Origin of the sequence: Nocardioides sp. LMS-CY (assembly GCF_018732145.1) — a bacterium.
In the GTDB taxonomy this organism is placed as follows: Bacteria; Actinomycetota; Actinomycetes; order Propionibacteriales; family Nocardioidaceae; genus Nocardioides; species Nocardioides soli.
Map to the genome: position 1 here is coordinate 368,865 of NZ_CP076104.1, position 16,111 is coordinate 384,975.

The window sequence follows — 16,111 nt, forward strand, 5'->3', positions numbered from 1 at the left end:
GGTTGGAGCCGTCCGAGACGGCCGCGTAGTGTCCACGGAGCCCGGTCGTTGGCGCATCCCCCGTCGCCAACGACCGGGTCTTCCAGGTGCCGTCCGTGCGGTGCGGCCCATCGGGTGAGTCAGTCGGCCGGCAGCGGCTCGCGCCAGACCGGGCAGCTCATGCACCGCGGCCCGCCGCGGCCCGAACCGAGCTCGGAGCCGGCGATCCGCACCACCTCGATGCCGGCCTCCTCGAGGCGGGCGTTGGTCTCGACGTTGCGCTCGTAGGCCACCGCCACCCGCGGCGCGATCGCGAGGGTGTTGTTCCCGTCGTCCCACTGCTCGCGCTCGGCCGTGACCGGGTCGAGCCCGGTGTCGATCTGGTGCAGCGTGTCGATCTCCATCGCCTTGGCGGCCGCGACCAGGAAGGGCTCGGCGTCGGCCACCGTGAGCGGCCCGTCGTCGGCGGCGGTCACGGCGTACGCCTGGAGCGAGTCGGCGACGTTGGGGTACATCACGATCTTGTCGACGTCGACCATCGTGCACACGGTGTCGAGGTGCATCGTGGCCCGCTCCTGCGCGATGGGTACGGCGAGCACGGTGTGCGCGAGGCCGGCCGAGAACACCTGGCCGGCGAACCGCTCCGCGCCGGCCGGGGTGGTGCGCTCGCCCACGCCGACCGCGATCACGCCGCGGGCGAGCAGCAGCACGTCGCCGCCCTCGACGTGCTCGTGGCGCCAGCCGTGGATGGTGCGGGTGCCGCGGAAGCGCGGGTGCTCGGCGTAGATCAGCTCGGTCAGCTGGGTCTCGCGCGAGCGCGCGGGCATCGCCAGCGAGGTGACCGCCACCCGGTCGCGCACCCAGACCGAGGAGTCGCGGGTGAAGAGCAGGTTGGGCAGCGGGTCGACGAGGAAGTCGTCGTGCGCGAGCAGCGAGGTCACCAGCCCGTAGCCGCCGCGGACCTCGTCGTTGCGGATCCCCGCCGTCAGGTAGCCGGTCAGCTCCGCCGGCGACGCCTCGCGCAGGAAGCCGCCCAGGTAGGCGCGCAGCGAGTCGCCGAGGTGCAGCCCGGCGAGGGCGGTCGTGATCGCGCCGTCGCGCGCCGCCTCGCTCGCCAGCGCCTCGGTGAGGAGGTCGGTGAGGTAGAGCACCTCGACCCCGCGGTCGCGCAGTGCCGCCGCGAACCCGTCGTGCTCGTCCTGGGCGCGGGCCACCCACGGGATCCCGTCGAAGAGCAACCGGTCGTTGTTGCGGGGGGTGAGCCGGCGCAGCTCGTTGCCGGGCCGGTGCAGCAGCACGGTCCGGAGCCGGCCGACCTCGCTGTCGGCACCGTGGGTGGCCATGCGGCCAGACTACGAGCCGGTCCCGAGGAAGGCGCGGCAGAGGTCCTGCGCCTCGGTGAGCACCTCGTTGACCGGACGCCGGAGCGACGCGGCCGCCCGGGCCACGTCGTCGTACTCCGGCTGGGCGTTGACCACGACGCCCTCGTGCCGGGCGAGCTTGACCGCGATCGTGTGGCCGTCGACCTGGATCGGCAGCATCTCGCGGTCGAGGGCGTGCTTGGTGAGCGGCTGCTCGCGCAGCCCGATCGTCGTGGTCTGCCGGAAGATCTCGGTGCGCACGACGGCCGCATGGCCGGCGTCGACGAGGACGCTGAGGGTGTGGGCCGGCCGGCCCTTCTTCATCAGGATCGGGGTCAACCAGGCGTCGGCCGCCCCGGTCTCGAGCAGTGCGGTGAGCACCGCCGGCCAGACCCGGGGGTCGAGGTCGTCGACGTTGCACTCGAGCAGCACCGGGCGCTCGCTCCCGGAGGTCGAGGCCTCGAGACCCCGGAAGAGCCGCAGCACGTTGGCGTGCCCCTCCGGGTCGCGCCCGCCCGCGCCGACGCCGATCCGGTCGACGACCATCGGCGGCTGCGGGCCGTACGCCGTGGCCAGCGTCGTGAGCAGGGCCGCGCCGGTCGGGGTGCACAGCTCCATGGCCACCGGACCGGCGAAGGTCGGCACGCCGCGCAGCAGCTCGGCCACGGCTGGAGGCGGCACCGGGAGGGTGCCGTGCGCGGTCTCGACCGTGCCGGAGCCGACCGCGACGGGGGAGACCGTGACCTCGGTGGCACCCAGGTGCTCGAAGCCCGCGCAGACGCCCACGATGTCGGCGATCGCGTCGAGCGCCCCGACCTCGTGGAAGTGCACCTCGTCGGGGGTGGTCCCGTGCACCGCGGCCTCCGCGACCGCGAGCCGCTCGAAGACGGTCAGCGCGAGGTCGTGGCCGGTCAGCATGGACCGCACGTCGCGCCACGTGCGGTGGTGGTGGGACTCGGTGACATCGACGTGGACCCGGGTGGCGGCGAGGTCGCCGCGGCGTACCTCCTCGACGCGGAGCGTCACCGGCTCGGGGGCGACCGCGTCGACCGCGTCCTGCAGCACCGCGAGCGGCACGCCCGCGCCGACCAGCGCGCCGAGCAGCATGTCGCCGCTGGCGCCCGCGGCGGCGTCGATCCAGACAGTCATCGGGGCACCGACTGGCGGGCGACCCGGGCCGCGTGGACGCCCGCGCCGTACCCGTTGTCGATGTTGACCACCGTGATGCCGGGGGCGCAGGAGTTGAGCATCGCGAGCAGGGCGGCGACGCCGCCGAGCGAGGCGCCGTAGCCCACGCTGGTCGGGACCGCCACGATCGGCACGCCGGTCAGCCCGCCGACCACCGAGGGCAGCGCGCCCTCCATGCCGGCGACCACCACCAGGCAGTCGGCGGCCTCGAGCCGGTCGCGGACGCCGAGCAGCCGGTGCAGGCCCGCGACGCCGACGTCGTCGACGCGGTCGACCCCGGCGCCGTGCACCGCGACCGTGAGCGCCGCCTCGGCCGCGACCGGGGCGTCGGAGGTGCCGGCGCTGATCACTGCGACCGTGCCCCGCGGCTCCGGCAGCGGTCCGAGCGTCGCGGCGCCGGCGACCAGGTCGACGGCTGCGTCGGGCAGCGCCTGCGTCACGGCCTCGAGTGTCTCGTGGTCGAGCCGGGTGGCCAGCACCGCGCGCTCGGGGTGCTGGGCGTGGAGGGTGCGCAGGATCGCGACCACCTGGTCGGGCGTCTTGCCCGCGCCGTAGACGACCTCGGGGTCACCGGTGCGCGCCGCGCGGTCGATGTCGACGCGGGCGAAGCCGAGGTCGGCGATCCGGGGGTCCTGCTGCTCCACGGGCCGAACCTACTCGACCGTTGCGACTGTCGGTGGCCGGGTGTTGGCTGGACAGCGGGTCGACACCGAGGCAGCACCGGAAGCAGGGAGCAGGAAGATGCCGAAGTTCGAGAGGTACCCCCAGGGCACGCCCAGCTACGTCGAGCTGGTCACGCCCGACCAGGCCGCGGCCAAGGAGTTCTACGGTCCGCTGTTCGGGTGGGAGCTGGAGGACGTCCCGATGGAGGACGACCACTACTACGTCGCCGTGAGCAAGGAGGGCGACACGGTCGCCGGGATCAGCTGGCCGATGCCGGGCATGGAGGACCATCCGGCGTTCTGGAGCGTGTACCTCACCGTCGGCGACGTCGATGCGACGACGGCGAGGGTGGCCGGCGCCGGTGGGCGGGTCGACGCCGAGCCCTTCGACGTGATGGACATGGGCCGGATGTCCGCGATCGCCGATCCGACCGGGGCGCGGGTCAACCTGTGGCAGCCCGGCACCTCGATCGGCACCGAGCGCGCCAACGAGCCCGGCACCCCGATCTGGAACGAGGTCGTGACGCCCGACATCCCGGCCGCCACGAGGTTCTACTCCGAGGTCCTCGGGGTCGCCTGGGAGGAGATGGCGATGGGCGGCGGCCCGGCGTACACCTGCCTGGTCGTCGAGGGCCGTCAGGTCGGTGGTGCGCTGCCGCCGATGTCGGCGGAGGTGCCGCCGCACTGGAACGTCTACTTCAACGTCGAGTCCGTCGATGCCACGATCGAGAGGGCGGTCGGGCTCGGCGGCACCGTGGTCGCGCCCGCATTCGACGTCCCGGGAGTCGGCCGGATGGCGGTCCTCGCCGACCCGCAGGGCGGGATGTTCAACCTGATGGCGAGCTGATGACGGCCGCCCGTCGGGTCAGCCCGAGGCGGTGGTCCGGAAGGAGTCCGCCGGGTAGACCCCGAGGATCTTCACCTCGGTGGTGAAGAACGCGAGCTCGTCCAGCGCCCGGCGTACGCCGGGGTCGTCGGGGTGTCCGTCGACCTCGGCGAGGAACTGCGTGGCGGTGAACTCCCCGCCGACCATGTAGCTCTCCAGCTTGGTCATGTTGACACCGTTGGTGGCGAAGCCCCCGAGTGCCTTGTAGAGCGCGGAGGGCAGGTTCTTGACGTTGAAGATGAAGCTGGTCACGACCGGGCCGTTGCCGGCGGGCGCCTGGACGAAGTCGCGGGAGAGCACCACGAATCGGGTGGTGTTGTGGTCCTCGTCCTCAACGTCCTTGGCCAGGATCTCCAGGCCGTAGATCTCCGCGGCCAGCGGCGGGGAGATCGCGGCCATCGTCGGGTCGCCGAGCTCGGCCACCTCGCGGGCCGCCCCGGCGGTGTCGCCGGCGATCACCGGGGTCAGGCCGTGCTGGCGGATGATCTTGCGGCACTGGCCGAGCGCGTGCACGTGGCTGTGCACGGTGCGGATGCCGTCGAGCCCCGCGCCGGGCACCGCCATCAGGTGGAACCGGATCCGCAGGAAGTGCTCGGCGATGATGTGCAGCCCGGAGTCCGGCAGGAAGTGGTGGATGTCGGCCACCCGGCCCGCGATCGAGTTGTCGATCGGGATCATCGCCAGGTCGGCACTCGGCTCGACTCCGGGGCCACCGTCGACCGCCGCGAAGACGTCCTCGAACGACGCGCACGCCAGCGCCTCCCAGTCGGGGTAGTGCTCCTTGCACACCTGGTGGGAGTTGGCGCCGGGTTCGCCCTGGTAGGCGATGCGTCGGGTCACACCCGTCATGGTCCCACGCGGCGCCGGGCCGGAGGCCGTGCTGCCCAGAGTGCGGCATGGCGTGCCCGGAGCGGCCTGGCCCCAGCGCCTAGGCTCGACGTCGTGGAGCTCGTGTCCGTGGTTGCCCTGGCCCTGGCCGCCGTCGCCCTGGCGCTGACGCTGCAGGCGCGGCGCACGCCGCGGGCCGGCGACGGCGGGGTCGACGCGGTGCCCGAGGACGTCCAGGGCCTGCGCCAGGAGGTCGCCGCGCTGCGTCGCGAAGGCACCGACGCGCTGCGCCATCTGGCGGTGGTGCGCTACGACGCGTTCGGCGACATGGGCGGCCACCTGTCGTGGTCGGTCGCGCTGCTCGACGACAGCGGCAGCGGCGTCGTACTGACCTCGATCCACGGTCGCAGCGACGCGCGCACCTACGCCAAGAGCATCAGCGACTGGACCTGCGAGCAGCAGCTCTCCCCCGAGGAGCTCGAGGCGATCGACCACGCGCGGCCGTGACGGCGCCCCTGCTGCGGGTCCGCGGGCTCACCAAGAAGTACGGCGAGGTCACCGTCCTCGAGGGCGTGGACCTCGACGTCGCACCCGGCCGGGCGCTGGCGCTGCGCGGGCGCAACGGCGCCGGCAAGTCGACGCTGCTGCGGTGCGTGACCGGCGCGGACGAGCCCACTTCGGGCACCGTCGAGCTGGACGGCAGCCCCGTGGACGAGCGCTCGGTCCGGGACCGCCGCGACGTCGCGGCGGTGACCGACGACCTCGACTTCTTCCCCGACCTCAGCGTGGTCGAGCACCTCGACCTGCTCGCCCGGGCGCACCGGGTCGACGACGCGGAGGCGCTGGTCGACGAGGTGCTGGAGGAGGTCCGGCTGGTCGCGCAGGCCGCACAGCTGCCGGGCACGCTGTCGTCGGGGCAGCGCCGCCGGCTGGCGCTGGCGAGCGCGTTCGTGCGGCCGCGCCGGCTGCTGGTCCTCGACGAGCCAGAGGCCCGCCTGGACCGGCCCGGCCTCGCCTGGCTGGTCGAGCGGCTCCGGCGGGAGAAGGCCGACGGGCTGGGCATCCTGCTCGCGAGCCACGACCCCGACCTGGTCGCGGCCGTCGCCGACGACGTGCTCGACCTGGACGCGCTCGGCACGCCCGAGCCACCGGTGTCGTCCGAGCCATGAGCGCGGAGGTCCGCGAGCTCCGGCGCCAGGTCCGCACCTGGCGCCGCGGCCGCACCGACACCAGCCTCCTGGAGGCGTTCCAGGACGCGTACGTCGCGATCTTCTCCGCCCTCGTCGTCGGCGCGATGGCGATCAACGTGCTGCTCAACCTGCGGGTCGTCACCTCGGGCGCGTGCACGTCCGAGGCGTGTGTCGACGCCCGTGGCGCGCTGGGCTGGCTGCTGGCCCTCGCCGGCGTGACCGCGGTGCTCGGGGTCGCCCGCCTGCTCGGCCCGATGCTCGCGTCGCCGGCGGTCGGCAGCTGGCTGCTCGCCACGCCGCTCGACCGCACGGCGCTGCTCCGCGGTCGGCTCCTCGGCACCCTCGCGGTGGCCGCTGTCGCCGGCGCGGTCCCGGCGGCCGTCGGCGGCCTCCTGGGCGGGTTCGCTGCCTCGGCCGTGGCGTGGTCCGCCGTGCTCGCGGCGCTGCTGTGCGTGCTCCTGGTCGCCCTCGCCGCCCGGGCCCAGGCGGCCTCCGACCGCGGGATCCGGGCGCTGGGCCGGATGCTCGCGGCCGTCCTGTGGGCCGGACTGGTGCTGGTCGCCGCGGGCCTGGTCCCCGGCGCCTCCGGCAGCCCGGCGACCCCGGTCCTGGCCGGCGCGGCGGTGCTGGTCGCGGCCGGCGCAGCGGCGTACGTCGTCCGCGCGGGCCGGGCGCTCGCCGGCATCCGTCGCCAGCGCCTCACCGACGGTGGTGCGCTGCTGCCGGGGCTCTCGGGCGCGCTCTCCAGCCTCGACCTGACGCTGCTCTTCGACGTGCTGCTCGCCCGGCACTGGCGGGCGCGCAGCACGGTGCGGATCGTGCGCGGCCGAGCGGTGGGAGGGGGCGCCCTGGTGTGGCGCGAGGTGGTGCGACTGCGGCGCAACGGTGCCGTGCTCACCGCCCTGGCCGCCGGGCTGGTGCTGCCGTACGTCGCCGCGACCCTCGGCCTCGGGCACCTGGTGCTCGTGGTGGTGACGCTGACCGGGTTCGTCGGCGGCGTCGGGCTGTTCACCGCGCTGCGGGTGCTCTCGCGGACCATGAGCCTGCTGCGCTGCTTCCCGCAGCCGGCGTGGGTGGTCCGGCTGGCGTGCCTCGGCGTACCCGGGCTGGTGCTGGTCCTGTGGGGCCTCGCGACGGCGCCGGCCGTGCACCACGCGGTCGGCGGACCGTGGCCGGACAGCCTGCTGACCGCCCTGGCCGCCGGCGTCACGGTCGCCGCGGCGGCGGTGCGGTGGACCACCAGCCGGCCGCCGGACTACCGGCTCCCGCTGATCGCCTCCCCGATGGGTGCGGTGCCGACCTCGCTCTACGGCAGCGTGCTGCGCGGGTTCGACGTCCTGCTGCTCGGCACCATCCCGCTGCTCGCGGCGCCGACCGCCGTCGGCGCGGCATGGTCGGTGGCGCTCAGCGTCGCCGTCCTCGCCTTTCTGGTGTCGAGGCGCTGATCGGGGCCCTACGATCCGGCCATGAACCCCCTGCGGTGGATGGCGATCAAGCTCGGGGCGCAGCCGTGGCTGCCGCGCTACGCCGGCCTCATCGTCCGCATCGACGAGACGCTCCAGCGGCTCTCGCGCGGCCGGGTCACGATCATGACGACGACCGGGCTGCACGAGCTCGTGCTCCAGGTGCCGGGCCGCCGGTCGGGCATCCTGCGCACCACGCCGCTGCTGACCGTCCCGCACGGCGACGGCTGGCTGGTCGTCGGCTCCAACTGGGGCGCCCCCGAACCGCCCGCCTGGGCCGCCAACCTGCGCGCCGCCCAGGACCCGACCATCACCTACCGGGGCCGCACCCTCGCCGTCGACGCCCGCGAGCTTGCCGGTCCGGAGCGCGACGAGAAGTGGGCGGTCGCCGTCGCCGGGTGGCCCAACTACGCGACGTACGCCGACCGCACCGACCGCGAGCTGCCACTCTTCTGGCTCACCCCGCGCTGACCCGGGCTGTCTGCTGGCCCGCGGCCGGGATAGTCCGTCACGTTCTTGCTGTCGTTCCGGTGTTCGGGCAACCAGATCGTGACGGACTATGCCAACTGGCGGGTCGCGCTCATTTCCCGGGCGGCCGGGGAAACGAGGTGATCCGGGCCGGAGGCGGGCTCTGCCACCACCCGCCGCAGGTTCATCAAGGGATGAAGGTCGACCCGCGCCTACCCGGGTGAGGCCGGCCAGGGATGCGCGGCTTCGCCATCATCCCTTGATGAAGCACCGGGGGCACGACCACACCGACGCCCCCACTCACTCCTCCAGCAGGTAGCCCAGCCCCGGTGAGGTGACCAGGTGCCGCGGGTGCGCCGGGTCGTCCTCGAGCTTGCGGCGCAGCTGGGCGGCGTAGACCCGCAGGTAGTGGGTCTCGTGCTCGTACGCCGGCCCCCACACCTCGCGGAGCGCCTGCTCGCGGGTGACCAGCTTGCCGACGTTGCGGGCGAGCAGCTCGAGGAAGGCCCATTCGGTCGGGGTCAGCCGCACGTCGACGCCGCGCCGGGCGACCCGCTTGCGCGCCATGTCGATGACCAGGTCGCCCACCGTGACCACCGACGTCGACGGGGGCGAGTCCTGCGAGCGGCGTACGGCGGCGCGCAGGCGGGCCATCAGCTCGTTCATCGCGAAGGGCTTGGTGACGTAGTCGTCGGCGCCCAGGTCGAGCGCCTCGACCTTGTCCTCGCCGTGCTGGCGCGCCGAGAGCACCACGATCGGCACCGGGCTCCAGCCGCGCAGGCCCGCGATCACCTCGGTGCCGTCGAGGTCGGGCAGGCCGAGGTCGAGCACGACCACGTCCGGGTGCTCGGTGGCGGCCGCCTCAAGCGCGGAGCGGCCGTCGGCGGCGGTGACGACCTCCCAGCCGTGGGCGCGCAGGTTGATCGCGAGCGCCCGCGCCAGCGCGGGCTCGTCGTCGACCACCAGGACCTTGCTCACGACGTGCTCCGGTCAGCGGTGAGCAGGCAACCTTTCGAGGCCCCCGAACGGTTGCTGACGCACCGCCGGGCAGCGCGGACGCCGGCCCGGACGCCGGCCCGGACGCCGGCGCGGACGCCGGCGCGGACGCCGGCCCGGACGCCGGCGCGGACGCCGGCTCCGGCCCCGGTCAGCGGTGAGCAGGCAACCTTCCGACGCCCCCGAACGGTTGCTGACGCACCGCCGACCCGCCGCCTCACGACCCACCCGCCCGCGGGATCGACAGCACCATCGTCAGCCCTCCGCCCGGGGTGTCCTCCGCCGACAGCGTGCCACCCAGCGCCGCCGTCAGCCCGCGCGCCACGGCGAGGCCGAGGCCGAGCCCCGCGCCGGAGCTGTCGTCGAGGCGCTGGAAGGGCTCGAACATCCGCTCCCGCTGCTCGGGGGGTACGCCGGGGCCGCGGTCGACCACGAGCACCTCGACCGACTCGGGCAGCACGTGTGCGAGCACCCGCACCTGGGCGCCGCGCGAGACCCGCACCGCGTTGCCGACCAGGTTGGCGACGACCCGCTCGAGCAGGCCGTGGTCGGTGTGCACGAGCGGCACCGACTCCTCGACCTCGAGCGACACCCTGCCCGGCGGGTGGCCCGCCACCGCCAGCGGCAGCACCTCCTCGAGGCTGAGGTCGCGCAGCATGGGGCGCACCAGTCCGGACTCGATCCGGGAGAGGTCCAGCAGGTTGTCGATGAGCCGTTCGAGCTGCTCGGTCGACGACTCGACCGCGCCGACCAGCTCGGTCCGTGCCGCCGGGTCGACGCTGTCGGAGACCAGTCCGTCGACGGCGGTGCGCATCGTCGCCAGCGGCGTGCGCAGGTCGTGCGACACCGCCCGCAGGATCGCCGTACTGGTCGCCTCGGCGCGCTCCAACGCGGCCGCGCGCTCGTCGCGCTCGCGCAGCCGGCGGTACTCCAGCACCAGCCCGGTCTGGGCCGCGAAGCCCTCCAGCACCCGCTGGTCGGTGGCGCGCAGCGGCGACCCGCTGAGCACGATGACGTGGTCGTCGTCGACCGCGACCTGGGTGTCGCCGGCGTCGGGTCCGGTCGCCGGGGCGGTGCCGCTGGCCGCCACCACGGTCCAGCCGACCGGCCCACGGGCCAGCAGGCTGACCGCCCGCTGCCCGAACGTCTCCCGCAGCCGCTCGACGACCGCGTCGGCCGTGTCCTGGCCCGTCAGCACCGAGCGCGACAGCGAGGCCATCGTGGTCGCCTCGGTGCGGGCGCGCACGGCGTCGGAGGCCCGTCGGGAGGCGCGGTCGACCACGCTAGCGACGCCGATCGCGACGGCGACGAAGACGACGAGGGCCACCACGTTGGTCGGCTCCGCGACCGTGAACCTGCTGACCGGCGGCGTGAAGTACCAGTTCATGAGCAGGAAGCCGCCGAGCGCCGCGACCAGCGCCGGCAGCATCCCGCCGATCAGGGCGACGAGCACCGTCACCGCCAGGAACAGCAGGACGTCGAGCGGCAGCTGGTCGGGGTCGTCGGAGAGCTTGAGCACCAGCGTGAGCAGCACCGGCAGCAGCACCGACAGCACCAGGCCGGCCACCTGGCGACGCCGGGTCAGCGGCGAGGCGTACCACCGCGGCCGCCCCGCGCCCCCGGTCTGCTCGTGCGTGACGAGGTGGACGTCGATGGTGCCGGCGAGCGAGGCGATCCGCTCGCCGGTCGTGCCGGTGAAGAGACGGCGCAGCCGGCCGTGCCGCGAGACGCCCACGATGATCATGGTCGCGTTGGCGCCGGTCGCGAAGTCGACCACGGCGCGCGACACGTCCTCGCCGACGACCGAGTGGAACGTGCCACCGAGCGAGGCCGCGAGCTGCTGCGCCCGGTCGATGCGGGACTCGTCGGCGCTCGCGATGCCGTCGGCGGCGATCACGTGCAGGGCGATCAGCTCCGAGCCGGCCGCGCGCTGGGCGAGCCGGGCCCCGCGGCGCAGCAGCGTCTCGCTCTCGGCGCCGCCCGTGAGGGCGACCACGATGCGCTCCTTGGCCGGCCACGGCTGCTCGATGCGGTGCGCGCGCCGGTAGTCGCCGAGCGCGTCGTCGACCCGGTCGGCCAGCCAGAGCAGGGCGAGCTCGCGCAGCGCGGTCAGGTTGCCCACGCGGAAGTACGACGTGAGCGAGGCGTCGATCTGGTCGGCCTTGTAGATGTTGCCGTGCGCCATCCGGCGGCGCAGCGCGTCGGGGGACATGTCGACGAGCTGGATCTGGTCGGCCGTGCGGACCACCTCGTCCGGCACCGTCTCGCGCTGCCGGACGCCGGTGATCCGCTCCACCTCGTCGTTGAGCGACTCCAGGTGCTGGATGTTGACCGTGGTGATCACGTCGATGCCGGCGCGCCGGATCAGCTCGACGTCCTCGGCCCGCTTCTCGCGGGCGCTGCCCGGCACGTTGGAGTGGGCGAGCTCGTCGACGCAGACGACCGCGGGCTTGCGGGCGATGACCGCGTCGGTGTCCATTTCGGTGAAGGTGGTGCCGCGGTAGGAGACCTCCGCGCGCGGCACCACCTCGAGCCCGCCGAGCATCGTCGCGGTGTGCTCGCGGCCGTGTGTCTCGACGTAGCCGACGACGACGTCGGTCCCGCGGTCGCAGCGCCGGCGCGCCTCGCCGAGCATCGCGTAGGTCTTCCCGACGCCGGGTGCGGCGCCGAGGTAGACGGTGAGCCTCCCCCGGCGGGGTTCGTTCATGTCAGGATCCTGCCAGTTCCCGGACCGCGATGTTCAGCTCCAGGACGTTGACCCGGGGCTCGCCCAGCACGCCCCAGGTGCGCTCCGAGGTGTGCTCCCCGACCAGCCGGCGCACGTCGGCCTCGGCCAGGCCGGTCGCACGGGCCACGCGGGGCACCTGGATCGCGGCGTACGCCGGCGAGATGTCCGGGTCGATGCCGGACGCCGAGGCCGTGACCGCGTCGGGTGGCACGGCCGCCGGGTCGACGCCCTCGCGGGCGGCGATCTCGGCCCGGCGCCGCTCGATCGACGCGACCAGATCGGAGCTGTTCGGGCCGAGGTTGGAGCCGGCGGTGCCGAGCATGTCGTAGCCGTCGCCGGCAGCGGACGGGCGGTTGCGGAACAGCGCGTCGGAGTCGCCGACCTGGCCGACGATCGCGGAGCCGACGGCGTCGTGCGCGTCGGTCGTGTGGGTTCCGGCGGCGGTGATCAGCGACCCGTCGGCCCGCCAGGGGAAGGCGATCTGGGCGATGCCGGTGATCGCCAGGGGGTAGGCGAGGCCGAGGAGCAGCGTCATCGCGACCAGCACCCGCAGCCCGGCCAGGCTGTGGCGGAAGAGCGTGTAGATGTCCTTCATCGGTCCTCCTAGAGCCCCGGGATGAGCGAGATGACGAGGTCGAGCAGCTTGATCCCGACGAACGGTGCGATCAGTCCGCCGACGCCGTAGATCAGCAGGTTGCGGCGCAGCAGGGCGGCCGCCGACGACGGCCGGTAGCGCACGCCGCGCAGCGACAGCGGGATCAGCGCGATGATGATCAGCGCGTTGAAGACGACCGCGGAGACGATCGCCGACTCCGGGCTCGACAGGCGCATCACGTTGAGCACGCCGAGGTCGGGGAACGCCACGACGAACATGGCCGGCAGGATCGCGAAGTACTTCGCGACGTCGTTGGCGACCGAGAACGTCGTGAGCGCGCCCCGGGTGATCAGCAGCTGCTTGCCGATCTCGACGACGTCGATGAGCTTCGTCGGGTCGGAGTCGAGGTCGACCATGTTGCCGGCCTCCTTGGCCGCGGTCGTCCCGGTGTTCATCGCGACCCCGACGTCGGCCTGGGCCAGCGCGGGCGCGTCGTTGGTGCCGTCGCCGCACATCGCGACCATCCGGCCGCCCTCCTGCTCCCGGCGGATCAGTGCCATCTTGTCCTCGGGGGTCGCCTCGGCGAGGAAGTCGTCGACGCCGGCCTCCCGGGCGATCGCCGCGGCGGTGCGGGGGTTGTCGCCGGTGATCATCACGGTGCGGATGCCCATCGCGCGCATCTCGTCGAACCGCTCGCGGATGCCGTCCTTGACGATGTCCTTGAGGTGGACGACGCCGAGCACCCGGGCCGGCTGCAGGCCGCGACGCTCGGCGACGACCAGCGGCGTACCCCCGCTGGCGCCGATCCGCTCGACGATCGCGTCCAGCTCGTCGGTGGCGTGGCCGCCGGTGCTGTGCACCCACTTCGCGACCGCCGAGTCGGCGCCCTTGCGGATGCTCACGTTGCCCGTGTCGATGCCGCTCATCCGGGTCGTGGCGCTGAACGGGACGAGCTCCCCCGGTGGTTGAGGAAGGCGCTCTGCGCCTGTCTCGAAACCACCGACCAGCGCGACGATCGAGCGCCCTTCGGGCGTCTCGTCGGCGAGCGAGGACAGCAGGGACGCCTGCGCGAGCTCGTCCTGGGCGACACCGGTGAGCGGCAGCAGCTCGGCCGCCTGCCGGTTGCCATGCGTGATGGTGCCGGTCTTGTCCAGGAGGAGTACGTCGACGTCGCCCGCCGCCTCGACCGCGCGGCCGGACATCGCCAGCACGTTGCGGCGGACCAGCCGGTCCATGCCCGCGATCCCGATCGCGGAGAGCAGGGCGCCGATCGTGGTCGGGATCAGGCAGACCAGCAGCGCGGTCAGAACGATCAGCGACTGGTGGGCGTCGCTGTAGTCGGCCACGAAGTAGAGGGAGCCGACGACCACGACGAAGATCGCGGTGAGCGAGGAGAGCAGCACGTTGAGCGCGAGCTCGTTGGGCGTGCGCTGTCGCTCGGAGCCCTCGACCAGCGCGATCATCCGGTCCACGAAGGACCGGCCGGGGTCGGAGGTGATCCGGACGACGATCCGGTCCGACAGCACCACGGTGCCGCCGGTGACCGCCGACCGGTCGCCGCCCGACTCCCGGATCACGGGGGCGGACTCGCCGGTCACCGCCGACTCGTCGACCGACGCGACGCCCTCGATGACGTCGCCGTCGCCGGGGATCCGGTCGCCCGCGGCGACCACCACGACGTCACCGGCGCGCAGCGCGGTGCTGGGCACCTCGTCGACGGGCAGCTCCGCCAGGTTGCCGGTGTAGCGCAGCTGGTCGAAGGAGCCGTGCACCTTGTGCGCGACCGTCTCCTGCTGGAGCGCCCGCAGGCTGGCGGCCTGGGCCTTGCCCCGGCCCTCGGCGACGGACTCGGCGAGCGTGCCGAACAGCACGGTGAGCCAGAGCCACACCGTGACGATCCAGCCCATGGTGCTCGGGTCGGCCACCGACAGCACCGTGGTGGCGACCGCGCCGATCTCGACGACCAGCAGGACGGGGGCCCGGACCAGCTCGCGCGGGTCCAGCTTGCGGACGGCGCCGGGGAGCGCCTGCGCGAGGTTCAGGTTGGCGATGGCGTTCACGACAGGGACTCCGCGATCGGGCCGAGGGCGAGCACGGGTACGTAGGTCAGGCCGACCACGACCAGGGCGACGCCCGAGAGGAGCGCCACGAAGAGTGGCTGGTGGGTGGGGAGCGTGCCGGCGCTCGGCGGGGAGTGTCGCTGGCTCGCGAACCGCCCCGCCATCGCGAGCACGAGGACCATCGGCACGAAGCGCCCGAGCAGCATCAGCAGGCCGAGCAGCGTGTTCCAGAACGGCGTGCCCGAGGTGAGCCCGCCGAACGCCGAGCCGTTGTTGTTCGCGGCGGAGGTCACGGCGTACAGCGCCTCGGAGAGCCCGTGCGGCCCCGACTCCTGGAGTCCGGCGAGGCCGTCCTGCGCCGTGATCGCGATCGCGATGCCGACGAGCACGAGCACCGGGGTGGCGAGCACGTAGAGGGCGACGAGGACGATCTCGCGCTGGCCGATCTTCCGGCCGAGGTACTCCGGCGTGCGCCCGACCATCAGGCCGCAGAGGAACACGGTGACGATCGCGAGCATCAGCATGCCGTAGAGGCCCGAGCCCACGCCGCCGGGCGCGATCTCGCCCAGCATCATGCCGAACATCGCCACGCCGCCGCCGGGCGCGGTGAGCGAGTCGTGCATCGAGTTGACGGCACCGGTGGAGGTGCCGGTCGTGGCCGCGGCGAACAGCGCCGAGGCCGCCTCGCCGAACCGGACCTCCTTGCCCTCCATCGCGCCGCCCGCGGCCTCGGGGGCCCGGCCGACGCCGGCCATCTCGGCCCAGGTGAGCAGCGTCACCGCGACGCCGAGCAGCAGCGCCATCACCGACAGCACGGCGATCCCCTGGCGGCGGTCGCGGACGATCAGGCCGAAGGCCCAGGCCATCGCGAAGGGGATCACCAGCATCAGGAAGATCAGGAGGACGTCGGTGAGCGGGGTCGGGTTCTCGAAGGGGTGGGCGGCGTTGACGTTGTAGAAGCCGCCGCCGTTGGTGCCGAGCTGCTTGATCACCTCCTGGCTGGCCACCGGGCCGCCGGTCACCTGCTGGGTGCCGCCGGCGAGCGTCTCGACGGTCCGGGTGCCCATCAGGTTCTGGATCGCCCCGCCCGCGACGAGCACGACCGCGGAGACGACGGAGATCGGCAGCAGCACCCGCAGCACGCCGCGGACCAGGTCCGACCAGAAGTTGCCGACCCGGCCGCCGGCGAGCTGGCGCGCGAGGCCCCGGGCGAAGGCGGCGGCGACCGCCATGCCGACCGCGGCGGAGACGAAGTTCTGCACGGTCAGGCCGGACATCTGGAAGAGGTGGCCGACCGTCGACTCCCCGGCGTACCACTGCCAGTTGGTGTTGGTCACGAAGCTGACCGCCGTGTTCCACGCGCCGTCGGCCGGCAGCGCGGCGTACCCCAGGCTCAGCGGCAGGTGCTCCTGCACCCGCCCGAGCAGGTAGAGCAGCAGCAGGCTGACGAGCGAGAAGCCCAGCACCGACATCGTGTACGTCTTCCAGTGCTGGTCGGCGTCCGGGTCGACGCGCAGCAGCCGGTACGCCGCGCGCTCGACCGCAAGGTGCCGCGGCGAGGTGTAGACGTGGGCGAGGTGGCGGCCCAGGAGCGGGACGGCGACCGCCAGCGCGGCGACGAGCACCGCGATCTGGCCGAGGGCGGGAGCGAGATCGCTCACTGGGACCCCCGATCCAGGGCGCCCACCAGCAGGGCGAGCAACCCGA

At 73.7% G+C, this 16,111-nt stretch carries 14 protein-coding genes; 5 read left to right on the forward strand and 9 right to left on the reverse strand.

Annotated features, from left to right (window positions below; genetic code table 11):
* Positions 1-119: 119 nt before the first annotated feature.
* The 3 genes from KM427_RS01735 to larB are packed head-to-tail and all read right to left on the reverse strand — an operon-like array spanning position 120 to position 3,172.
* A complete protein-coding gene (locus tag KM427_RS01735) occupies positions 120-1,322 on the reverse strand; it encodes an arginine deiminase (protein ID WP_215526045.1) in 1,203 nt (400 codons plus the stop codon).
* A gap of 9 nt (positions 1,323-1,331) precedes the next feature.
* Complete coding sequence (larC, locus tag KM427_RS01740; protein ID WP_215526046.1) at positions 1,332-2,489, reverse strand: nickel pincer cofactor biosynthesis protein LarC; 1,158 nt, start codon at positions 2,487-2,489, stop codon at positions 1,332-1,334.
* Complete coding sequence (gene larB, locus KM427_RS01745) at positions 2,486-3,172, reverse strand: nickel pincer cofactor biosynthesis protein LarB (RefSeq protein ID WP_215526047.1); 687 nt, start codon at positions 3,170-3,172, stop codon at positions 2,486-2,488. The genes larC and larB overlap by 4 nt, the downstream gene beginning before the upstream one ends.
* 97 nt (positions 3,173-3,269) lie before the next feature.
* On the opposite strand from larB, the gene KM427_RS01750 reads away from it, so the two are divergent.
* Positions 3,270-4,037 carry a VOC family protein gene (locus KM427_RS01750; protein WP_215526048.1) on the forward strand — a complete coding sequence of 256 codons (768 nt, stop codon included), beginning with the start codon at positions 3,270-3,272 and terminating at the stop codon, positions 4,035-4,037.
* A gap of 18 nt (positions 4,038-4,055) precedes the next feature.
* Here KM427_RS01750 and KM427_RS01755 read toward each other — a convergent pair whose 3' ends face one another.
* Positions 4,056-4,916 (reverse strand): prephenate dehydratase, encoded by an 861-nt coding sequence (locus tag KM427_RS01755; protein ID WP_502887148.1) that lies wholly within the window; start codon positions 4,914-4,916, stop codon positions 4,056-4,058.
* 102 nt (positions 4,917-5,018) lie between these two features.
* Here KM427_RS01755 and KM427_RS01760 point away from each other — a divergent pair, with 102 nt between their 5' ends.
* The 4 genes from KM427_RS01760 to KM427_RS01775 are packed head-to-tail and all read left to right on the forward strand — an operon-like array spanning position 5,019 to position 8,028.
* Complete coding sequence (locus KM427_RS01760) at positions 5,019-5,411, forward strand: DUF4446 family protein (protein ID WP_252274951.1); 393 nt, start codon at positions 5,019-5,021, stop codon at positions 5,409-5,411.
* Positions 5,408-6,073, forward strand: a complete 666-nt coding sequence (locus KM427_RS01765) for an ABC transporter ATP-binding protein (protein ID WP_215526050.1) — start codon at positions 5,408-5,410, stop codon at positions 6,071-6,073. Before KM427_RS01760 ends, KM427_RS01765 begins: the two co-directional genes overlap by 4 nt.
* Positions 6,070-7,539, forward strand: a complete 1,470-nt coding sequence (locus tag KM427_RS01770) for a DUF6297 family protein (protein WP_215526051.1) — start codon at positions 6,070-6,072, stop codon at positions 7,537-7,539. The genes KM427_RS01765 and KM427_RS01770 overlap by 4 nt, the downstream gene beginning before the upstream one ends.
* A gap of 21 nt (positions 7,540-7,560) precedes the next feature.
* On the forward strand, positions 7,561-8,028 hold the full coding sequence (locus KM427_RS01775; RefSeq protein ID WP_183592312.1) for a nitroreductase family deazaflavin-dependent oxidoreductase: 468 nt from the start codon (positions 7,561-7,563) through the stop codon (positions 8,026-8,028).
* Positions 8,029-8,325: 297 nt separating this feature from the next.
* Here KM427_RS01775 and KM427_RS01780 read toward each other — a convergent pair whose 3' ends face one another.
* The 5 genes from KM427_RS01780 to kdpA form a co-directional block, all read right to left on the reverse strand.
* Positions 8,326-9,003 carry a response regulator gene (locus tag KM427_RS01780; protein ID WP_183592313.1) on the reverse strand — a complete coding sequence of 226 codons (678 nt, stop codon included), beginning with the start codon at positions 9,001-9,003 and terminating at the stop codon, positions 8,326-8,328.
* Between the two features lie 235 nt (positions 9,004-9,238).
* Positions 9,239-11,728, reverse strand: coding sequence for a DUF4118 domain-containing protein (locus tag KM427_RS01785; RefSeq protein WP_215526052.1), 2,490 nt, complete (start codon positions 11,726-11,728; stop codon positions 9,239-9,241).
* A 1-nt stretch (position 11,729) separates the two neighbouring features.
* The gene (gene kdpC, locus KM427_RS01790; protein WP_215526053.1) at positions 11,730-12,344 is read right to left on the reverse strand and encodes a potassium-transporting ATPase subunit KdpC; all 615 of its coding nucleotides are present in this window, start codon (positions 12,342-12,344) and stop codon (positions 11,730-11,732) included.
* Between the two features lie 8 nt (positions 12,345-12,352).
* Positions 12,353-14,404: a potassium-transporting ATPase subunit KdpB gene (gene kdpB / locus KM427_RS01795; RefSeq protein ID WP_252274954.1), complete on the reverse strand. Its 2,052-nt coding sequence runs from the start codon at positions 14,402-14,404 to the stop codon at positions 12,353-12,355.
* Positions 14,401-16,065, reverse strand: coding sequence for a potassium-transporting ATPase subunit KdpA (kdpA, locus tag KM427_RS01800; RefSeq protein ID WP_215526054.1), 1,665 nt, complete (start codon positions 16,063-16,065; stop codon positions 14,401-14,403). Before kdpA ends, kdpB begins: the two co-directional genes overlap by 4 nt.
* Positions 16,066-16,111 lie beyond the last annotated feature (46 nt).

Excerpts from the sequence above, each read along its gene's own strand:
- kdpC (WP_215526053.1), bottom strand. The coding sequence starts at position 12,344 with ATGAAGGACATCTACACGCTCTTCCGCCACAGCCTGGCCGGGCTGCGG.
- KM427_RS01770 (WP_215526051.1), top strand. The coding sequence starts at position 6,070 with ATGAGCGCGGAGGTCCGCGAGCTCCGGCGCCAGGTCCGCACCTGGCGC.
- KM427_RS01750 (WP_215526048.1), top strand. The coding sequence starts at position 3,270 with ATGCCGAAGTTCGAGAGGTACCCCCAGGGCACGCCCAGCTACGTCGAG.
- KM427_RS01785 (WP_215526052.1), bottom strand. The coding sequence starts at position 11,728 with ATGAACGAACCCCGCCGGGGGAGGCTCACCGTCTACCTCGGCGCCGCA.
- KM427_RS01775 (WP_183592312.1), top strand. The coding sequence starts at position 7,561 with ATGAACCCCCTGCGGTGGATGGCGATCAAGCTCGGGGCGCAGCCGTGG.
- KM427_RS01735 (WP_215526045.1), bottom strand. The coding sequence starts at position 1,322 with ATGGCCACCCACGGTGCCGACAGCGAGGTCGGCCGGCTCCGGACCGTG.
- larC (WP_215526046.1), bottom strand. The coding sequence starts at position 2,489 with ATGACTGTCTGGATCGACGCCGCCGCGGGCGCCAGCGGCGACATGCTG.